Source organism: Limnohabitans sp. (assembly GCF_030158565.1).
GTDB lineage: Bacteria > Pseudomonadota > Gammaproteobacteria > Burkholderiales > Burkholderiaceae_C > Limnohabitans_A.
In genome coordinates this window covers 102,515-110,909 of sequence record NZ_JAOASQ010000070.1, presented here as the reverse complement: position 1 = coordinate 110,909, position 8,395 = coordinate 102,515, and the positions used below count along the sequence as shown (strand labels likewise).

General features: G+C 56.9%; 8 protein-coding genes. 1 reads left to right on the top strand and 7 read right to left on the bottom strand.

The window, feature by feature from the left end; all coding sequences use genetic code 11:
- Positions 1–632: PhoH family protein (locus Q1W40_RS14600; RefSeq protein WP_300713297.1), on the top strand; the 632-nt coding region annotated here is incomplete at its 5' end.
- 17 nt (positions 633–649) lie between these two features.
- Here the strand turns inward: Q1W40_RS14600 and dnaB are convergent.
- The 7 genes from dnaB to ppsA all read right to left on the bottom strand — a co-directional run bounded on the left by dnaB (position 650) and on the right by ppsA (position 8,320).
- A complete protein-coding gene (gene dnaB, locus Q1W40_RS14595; RefSeq protein WP_108322562.1) occupies positions 650–2,074 on the bottom strand; it encodes a replicative DNA helicase in 1,425 nt (474 codons plus the stop codon).
- A gap of 186 nt (positions 2,075–2,260) precedes the next feature.
- A complete protein-coding gene (rplI, locus tag Q1W40_RS14590; RefSeq protein WP_108322561.1) occupies positions 2,261–2,713 on the bottom strand; it encodes a 50S ribosomal protein L9 in 453 nt (150 codons plus the stop codon).
- Positions 2,714–2,724: 11 nt separating this feature from the next.
- Entirely contained in the window at positions 2,725–3,006 is a 282-nt protein-coding gene (gene rpsR, locus Q1W40_RS14585; protein WP_019427495.1) for a 30S ribosomal protein S18, read from the bottom strand.
- A 14-nt stretch (positions 3,007–3,020) separates the two neighbouring features.
- Complete coding sequence (gene priB / locus Q1W40_RS14580; protein ID WP_300713292.1) at positions 3,021–3,308, bottom strand: primosomal replication protein N; 288 nt, start codon at positions 3,306–3,308, stop codon at positions 3,021–3,023.
- 17 nt (positions 3,309–3,325) lie between these two features.
- Positions 3,326–3,691 carry a 30S ribosomal protein S6 gene (gene rpsF, locus Q1W40_RS14575; RefSeq protein ID WP_108322559.1) on the bottom strand — a complete coding sequence of 122 codons (366 nt, stop codon included), beginning with the start codon at positions 3,689–3,691 and terminating at the stop codon, positions 3,326–3,328.
- Between the two features lie 95 nt (positions 3,692–3,786).
- Positions 3,787–5,910: a VC_2705 family sodium/solute symporter gene (locus Q1W40_RS14570; RefSeq protein ID WP_300713289.1), complete on the bottom strand. Its 2,124-nt coding sequence runs from the start codon at positions 5,908–5,910 to the stop codon at positions 3,787–3,789.
- 19 nt (positions 5,911–5,929) lie between these two features.
- Complete coding sequence (gene ppsA / locus Q1W40_RS14565) at positions 5,930–8,320, bottom strand: phosphoenolpyruvate synthase (protein ID WP_300713287.1); 2,391 nt, start codon at positions 8,318–8,320, stop codon at positions 5,930–5,932.
- Positions 8,321–8,395 lie beyond the last annotated feature (75 nt).

The window sequence follows — 8,395 nt, the reverse complement described above, 5'->3', positions numbered from 1 at the left end:
GCGAGCAGAACTTCGCCATGAACCTGCTGACCGATCCCGATGTGGACTTTGTGACGCTGGCGGGCACAGCCGGTACCGGCAAAACCTTGATGGCTTTGGCCGCAGGTTTGACACAGGTGTTGGACGATCGCCGCTACACCGAGATCATCATGACCCGCGCCACCGTGAGCGTGGGCGAAGACATCGGCTTCTTGCCAGGCACCGAAGAAGAAAAAATGGGCCCCTGGATGGGCGCACTCGACGACAACCTGGAGTTTCTGGCCAAGGGCGATGGCGGAAATGCGGGCGAATGGGGGCGCGCAGCCACGAACGAACTGATCAAGAGCCGAATCAAGATCAAAAGCATGAACTTCATGCGCGGTCGCACCTTCATGAACAAGTACGTGATCATCGATGAGGCGCAAAACCTGACGCCCAAGCAGATGAAAACCTTGATCACGCGTGCCGGCCCGGGCACCAAGATCATCTGCATGGGCAATTTGGCCCAAATCGACACACCCTACCTGACCGAAGGCTCTTCAGGTCTGACTTATGCCGTGGACCGCTTCAAAGGCTGGGCCCATGGCGGGCACATCACGCTGGCGCGCGGTGAGCGTTCTCGCTTGGCTGACTTCGCCAGCGAAACGCTCTGAGGCCCCTGCAGCGACGATCAGTAATCGTCGCTGCCCAAGCCGCCTGAAGCGAGGCTTTCAAAGCGCGTCAGATTCTTCAGGAATGCCAAACGAACGGTCCCGGTGGGACCGTTTCGTTGTTTGCCGATGATGATTTCAGCCACGCCCGGATCCTTGGAATCCTTGTTGTAGTAATCGTCACGGTAGATGAACATGATGATGTCGGCATCCTGCTCGATCGCTCCCGACTCCCGCAAGTCACTCATCATGGGACGCTTGTCGGTGCGCTGTTCCACGCTTCGGTTGAGCTGAGACAGCGCAATGACCGGACACTGCAGTTCTTTGGCCAGCATCTTCAAGCCACGTGAAATTTCGCCCAGTTCGGTGGCGCGGTTATCGCCGCCAGAGCTTCCCGAGCCACTCATGAGCTGCAAATAGTCCACCACGATGAGCCCCAACTTGCCGCACTGGCGCGCCAAGCGGCGGGCGTTGGCGCGCAACTCAGAAGGGGTCAGGCCCGGCGTTTCATCGATGTGCAAGGACACCGTGCGCAGTTTCTCAATGGCTTCCGTCAGACGAGGCCATTCTTCGTCGGTCAATTTGCCGGTTCGCAAATGCCCCTGGTCGACACGACCGATCGAGCCAACCACACGAACGGCCAACTGGGAGGCGCCCATCTCCATGGAGAACACGGCCACGGGCAGACCTTCGTTGAGTGCCACATGCTCGGCAATGTTGATCGCAAAAGCGGTTTTACCCATGGAGGGACGCGCCGCCAGCACCACCATGTCACCGGGCTGCAGGCCCGAAGTCATGCGGTCGAGGTCATAAAAACCTGTGGGCACACCCGTGATGTCATTGGGGTTGTCGGCCATCTCCTGCACACGGTCCAGCAACTCCACCACCAGGGTATCCATCGACTGGAAACCCTGCTTCATGCGCGAGCCTTCCTCGCCGATGTTGAAAATCTTCTGTTCGGCTTCGTCCAGGATGCGGTCAATGGCCTTGCCCTGCGGGTTGAAGGCATTGGTGGAAATTTCATCACTGGCCGTCACCAGCTTGCGCAAGATCGATCGTTCGCGAACGATCTCGGCATAGCGGCGGATGTTGCTGGCACTGGGCACGTATTGCGCCAAAGAGTTCAGGTAGGTCAAGCCCCCCATTTCTTCGGATTTGCCCTGGTTTTGCAAATACTCGCTGACTGTGATCACATCGGCGGGCTTTGAAGCATTGATCAAGCCGCCAATGGCGCTGTAAATCAGCTTGTGTTCGTGCCGATAGAAGTCGTTGTCGACCAGCAAATCACCGACACGGTCCCAAGCCCCGTTGTCGAGCAAAAGTCCGCCCAAGACACTCGACTCGGCCTCGATCGAGTGCGGTGGCACGCGCAATTTGGCCACCTGGCTGTCGGCTGACAGATCGGCAGGGAATTCGTTCAGGTGGTTTGAAAATACAGCAGACATCAGGACACAACTTAAAAGATCATGGTACTCGGCCCCAGCCAGCCCGTCACGGGATAAGTCTGTGGATAAGCATGGGGAATCCGGTGATCAATGCGGGACAACCTGCACATGAATACCAAAGCGCACAGTGCAATAAAAAAGCCGCCAAGCTTTCGCTGGCGGCTCTTGCCGGGATGAACCGGACGATCAGGCTGTTTCGCCGTAGACCGTCACAGTGACATCCACCACCACATCGGTGTGCAAAGCCACGGACACGGTGGAATCGCTCACCACCTTGATGGGGCCGTGGGGCATGCGGATCTGGGACTTGACCAAGGCGTAACCTTGTTTGTTCAATTCCTCAGCGATGTCGTGGTTGGTCACGGAACCAAACAAACGGCCATCCACACCGGCTTTTTGAGTCAACTTGACCACCAGGCCAGCGAGCTTTTCGCCTTGGGCTTGGGCTTCGGCCAACTTGGCGGCAGCAGCTTTTTCGAGCTCAGCACGGCGCGCTTCGAACTCGGCCTTGTTGGCTTCGGTGGCACGGCGTGCGCGGCCTTGGGGGATCAGGAAGTTACGTGCGTAACCGTCCTTGACTTTGACGATCTCACCCAGATTACCCAGGTTCACAACCTTTTCGAGCAGAATGATTTGCATGGTTGTTCTCCTTAGACTTTGTGCTGGTCGGTGTAGGGCAACATGGCCAAAAAGCGTGCGCGCTTGATGGCTGTGTTGAGCTGACGCTGGAAAATGGCACGGGTGCCAGTCAAGCGTGCAGGAATGATCTTGCCGTTTTCGGCGATGAAGTCACGCAAGGTGTCCACATCTTTGTAGTCGATTTCTTCGACGCCAGTGACGGTGAAGCGGCAGAAACGCTTGCGCTTGAACAGCAGTGACTGGGTGTTGCGCTTGGGGCGCTTGTCTTTGTTGAATTTTTTGAACGTGGCCATGGGGCCTCCTGAAATTAATCTTGCTGAAACTCTTGAATGTGCAACACGACACTTTTGCCTTGTCGAGGGGTGGCCAAAAAGCCTTTGAACGTCCAGACGCTGCCTACCGCTTGCTTGACCAGTCTTTCGGCCATTGACCCAATGGCCAAAGCGCGAAGTTTTAACTGGACTTTTCGCATTTGTCCTGCCTCTTCAACATCAGAGGCATGCTCGAGAATCAAATCCAAAGCGGGCAAACCTGCGGGTGTGTATCGCAAAGCAGCTTGCTCGGCAATACAGGCGGTCAGTTCGGTACGGTTCACTCCTCAACAGGTCAGTATCAAGCGGCGAATTCGGCTTGTTGTGACTTGCGGGCTTCTTCGCGCTCAACAGTCTTCATCATGGACGAAGGAGCGGTGTCGGCCTTTTTCTTTTGCACAGTCAGGTGACGCAAAACGGCATCGTTGAACTTGAACGCGTGTTCCAGTTCAGCCATCACGGCCTGGTCGGCTTCGATGTTCACGCACAGGTAGTGGGCTTTGCCCAGCTTGTTGATCTGGTATGCCAACTGACGGCGACCCCAGTCTTCAACACGGTGGATATTGCCACCGCCGGCAGTGATCATGCCCTTATAACGCTCCAGCATGGCTGGAACTTGTTCGGACTGATCGGGATGGATCAGCAAAATGATTTCGTAATGACGCATTGAGACTCCTTGCGGTTAACCCAAAAGGTTGGAAAAGCTGCCCCCAGCGTCTGTCGGGGTGCAGCAAGGCGAAGCCTCAGATTATAGCGTCAAATTCACAGTCCCGGATAGCGTCCAAGCGAAGGGGGAGCATCCTGCGCTGATGGGACATGGGACTCCGTTGGAGGAGACAAGAGCCAGGTGGCCAAAATCATGGCCGCAAATCCGACGGGAACACCAAAAACCCCCGCAGACAAAGGCTGAATGCCGAACCACAAACCTCCAAGAGGGTCCAAGCCGAGCGCATGTCGCAAGCCTTGGGCGTTCGAAACGAGGTAGTAAACGGTCACGGCCAAACCCGACAACATGCCAGCCACAACGGCTTTGCGGTGTACCCGTTGCCAGACCATGCCCAGCACCATGCCTGGAAAGAACGCTGCTGCGGCCAAAGAAAACGAGGCAGAAACCAACGCAAGAATTTGGGCTGGCTTGAAAGCGGCCACCACCGCTGCCAGCATGGCCACCGCCAGCAAGGCGAATTTGGACAGGATCACACGCCCTTCCGCCGATTTGGGCTTGCGCGCCCTGCCCGGCCCAATGTCGTGCACCAATGCATTGCTGATGGTCAGCAACAGACCATCTGCCGTGGACAAGGCTGCGGCCAAGCCACCGGCCGCCACCAAACCCGAAACAACAAACGGCATCCCGCCCAATTCTGGGGTCGCCAGCATGATCATGTCCGCACCGAGCTTGAGCTCACCCAATTGCAAAACCCGATCGCCATTAACGTCCGAGATTTCCAGCAAGCCTGAATCCACGCGAGCCCATTGCGCTATCCAGCTGGGCAAATCCTCAAAGCTGCTGCCCACCAAGTTGTTCAGCACTTCGAACTTCACCAGCACGGCCAATGCCGGCACGCTCAGGTACAGCAAACCAATGAAAAACAAAGACCACGCCACCGAAGAACGGGTTTCAGCCACCGATGGCAAGGTGTAAAAGCGGGTCAGCAAATGCGGCAAACCCGCTGTCCCCACCATCAAGCAGAAAATCAAGGCCATGAAATTCAACCTGGACTCGTTGAATTGCTTGACCTGCTGGGGATTGCCGTCTGGATGCCCCTGAAAAGCCTGGGCATGCGGCGGCATGCCCCCGAGCGGCAATGACCGCTCCTGGTTGTCCAGCATGGCCTTGGTCCACTGCTCTTTGGCTGCAGCGGGATCTTTGGGCACCGCCAACAATTCACGGCGCGCTTTGGCGATCGACGCAAAGTCGGCCCCCTGTGATTTCAATTCACGGATCTCATCTTCCAGTGATTGGCGAAGGTCGACCATGGCACGGTCTACGTCGACCAATCGGGCCTCAAACACGCGGGCTCGGCGTGCATACTCCTCACGAACTTCGATTTCAGCCGGATCATGGATCAGCCTTTTCTCAATGGCTTCAATGCGAGAAAGCTGCGCTCCATAGGCCAGCGGCGCCACAGGTGAACCCAATTGTTGGTAAGACAGCCAGGACACGGGGATCAAAAAGGCCAAAAGGAGCATGATGTATTGCGCCACCTGAGTCCAAGTGATGGCACGCATGCCACCCAAAAATGAACACAGCAACACGCCACCCAGGCCAAGCAAAATGCCGATCTCGAACTGAACACCCGTCAAGCGCGATGCAATCAGGCCAATGCCATAAATTTGCGCAACCACATAGGTAAACGAACAAAGCACCGAGGCCAGAGCCGCAATGACGCGGGGCCAGCGCCCACCAAAACGGCGGTCAAAATAGTCAGGCAATGTATACAGCTGCATGGCACGCAATTGCGGCGCGATCAAAAAGGCCACCAGGCAAAAGCCTCCCGTCCAGCCCATCACATAGGCCAAACCACCGGGCTGCTGACCACTGCCCGAAAACCCTTGCAAGTAAAGCGCACCGGCCAAGCTGATGAAAGAGGCGGCGCTCATCCAATCAGCGGCGGTGGCCATGCCGTTGTACATGGCCGGTATGCGTCGCCCGGCCACATAGTATTCATCCTGATCGGAGGTGCGCCCCGATATGCCGATCAGGGCGTAAATCATTACCGTGCTGAACAAAAAAATGGGGCCGATCAGGTTGCGTGACAGGCCCCATTGCTCAGCCCAAGCCATCGCCCCCATCAAACTGAGCAAGATGACGATGTAAATGAGGACATTGCGATGAATTCGCCAACGGTAAGCTGAGGTGATATCTGCTTGCGCCAACTTGCTCATCGCATGCCCTGAGAAGAGTTTAAGAACCCAATGACGTCCAAGTCTCGATGACCGTATCAGAGTTCAGCGAAATCGAACTGATGCCACGGTCCATCAACCAGTGCGCAAAGTCAGGATGGTCGCTGGGGCCTTGGCCGCAAATGCCAATGTATTTGCCCTGCGCCAGACACGCCTTGATGGCCTGCTCGATCAAAGCCGTCACGGCAGGATCACGCTCATCGAAGTCCGCCGCCAGCAACTCCATGCCGGAGTCCCGATCCAAGCCCAGCGTGAGCTGGGTCAAATCGTTGGAGCCGATCGAGAAACCATCAAAGAATTCAAGGAAGCGCTCGGCCAGAATGGCGTTGCTGGGCACCTCGCACATCATGATGACCTTCAGACCATTCTCGCCACGGCGCAAACCCTGGCTGGCCAACAGCTTGGTGACCTTCTCTGCCTGACCCAAAGTACGCACAAAAGGCACCATGACCTGCACATTGGTCAAACCCATTTCACCGCGCACCCGCTTGAGGGCTTCGCACTCCATGGCAAAGGCCTCGCCAAAATCTTCGCTGATGTAACGCGCAGCGCCCCGGAAACCCAACATCGGGTTTTCTTCTTCGGGCTCGTAACGGCTGCCGCCGATCAGCTTGCGGTACTCGTTGCTCTTGAAATCCGACAAGCGCACGATCACCGGCTTGGGCCAGAAAGCCGCAGCAATGCTGGCCACACCCTCGGCCACTTTGTCGACATAGAAAGCACGCGGCGAAGCATGACCACGGGCCACAGACTCCACGGCCTTTTTCAAGTCCGCATCGATGGCGGGATAGTCCAGGATCGCCTTGGGGTGCACGCCGATGTTGTTGTTGATGATGAACTCCAGGCGGGCCAGGCCCACGCCCGCGTTGGGCAACTGGGCAAAATCAAATGCCAGCTGGGGGTTGCCCACGTTCATCATGATCTTGGTCTTGATCTCGGGCAGCACGCCGCGCTGGATCTCGCTGATTTCGGTTTCCAGCAGGCCATCGTAAATGTGACCGGTATCGCCCTCAGCACAACTGACGGTGACCAAGGTGCCTTCGGTCAATTGCTCAGTGGCGTTGCCGCAACCCACCACAGCGGGAATGCCCAACTCGCGCGCGATGATGGCGGCGTGGCAGGTGCGCCCGCCTCGGTTGGTGACGATGGCGCTGGCGCGCTTCATCACGGGTTCCCAGTTAGGGTCGGTCATGTCGGTCACCAGCACATCACCGGGCTGAACCTTGTCCATCTCGCTGATGTTGTGCACCAAGCGCACGGGGCCCGTACCGATCTTCTGACCAATGGCACGGCCTTCGGCCAGCACAGCGCTCTTGCCCTTGAGCTTGTAACGCAGTTCTGGCGTGCCCTTGGCTTGGCTCTTCACGGTCTCGGGACGTGCCTGCAAGATGTACAGCTGGCCATCCGTTCCGTCCTTGCCCCATTCGATGTCCATCGGACGGCCATAGTGCTGCTCAATGACAAGCGCATATTTGGCCAATTGCTCGATTTCGGCATCGGTCAGGCTGTAACGGTTGCGCAATTCAGCAGGCACATCAACGGTTTTGACCAACTTGCCCGAAGCGGCTTTTTCTTCGGGACTGGCAAAAACCATCTCGATCAATTTGGAGCCCAGATTGCGGCGAATGACGGCGCGGTTGCCGGCAGCCAGCATGGGCTTGTGCACATAAAACTCGTCAGGGTTCACTGCCCCTTGCACCACGGTTTCACCCAAGCCATAGCTGGACGTGATGAAGACCACATCTTCAAAACCGGACTCGGTGTCAATGGTGAAAATCACACCGGCGGCGCCCAAATCGGAACGCACCATGCGCTGCACACCCGCCGACAAGGCCACATCGGCATGGGCAAAACCTTTGTGCACGCGGTAGCTGATGGCTCGGTCGTTGTACAAGGAGGCAAACACCTCTTTCATCTTGTGCAGCACATCTTCGATGCCCACCACATTGAGGAACGTTTCTTGTTGTCCTGCAAAAGAAGCATCGGGCAAGTCTTCGGCAGTGGCAGAAGAGCGCACGGCGAAAGAAGCTTCCGCATTGCCGCTTTGCAAACGAATGAATTCTTCGCGGATGGCTTTTTCCAGGTCAGCGGGGAAGGGCTGCGCCTCCACCATGGCACGGATCTCGGCACCGACTGCGGCCAAGGCGCGGACATCTTCGGTGTCCAGCGCATCCAGACGCGCATTGATGCGGTCGGTCAGGCCATCGAACTTCAGGAATTCACGGAAAGCATGGGCGGTGGTTGCAAAACCGGTGGGCACGCGGACACCTGAAGGCAGCTGGGAAATCATCTCCCCCAGACTGGCATTTTTGCCCCCAACCGACTCCACATCGGTCATGCGTAACTTTTCAAACGGGACGACCAAAGCGGCCGCATCAAACAAAACAGACATGAGAAGCTCCAAAGTTAAAAACTGGGCTCCATGTGTCAGGCAGGGTCATGTTGTTCTTTGGATGGAACCGCAAAC

Excerpts from the sequence above, each read along its gene's own strand:
- dnaB (WP_108322562.1), bottom strand. The coding sequence starts at position 2,074 with ATGTCTGCTGTATTTTCAAACCACCTGAACGAATTCCCTGCCGATCTG.
- rplI (WP_108322561.1), bottom strand. The coding sequence starts at position 2,713 with ATGCAAATCATTCTGCTCGAAAAGGTTGTGAACCTGGGTAATCTGGGT.
- rpsR (WP_019427495.1), bottom strand. The coding sequence starts at position 3,006 with ATGGCCACGTTCAAAAAATTCAACAAAGACAAGCGCCCCAAGCGCAAC.
- rpsF (WP_108322559.1), bottom strand. The coding sequence starts at position 3,691 with ATGCGTCATTACGAAATCATTTTGCTGATCCATCCCGATCAGTCCGAA.
- Q1W40_RS14570 (WP_300713289.1), bottom strand. The coding sequence starts at position 5,910 with ATGAGCAAGTTGGCGCAAGCAGATATCACCTCAGCTTACCGTTGGCGA.
- ppsA (WP_300713287.1), bottom strand. The coding sequence starts at position 8,320 with ATGTCTGTTTTGTTTGATGCGGCCGCTTTGGTCGTCCCGTTTGAAAAG.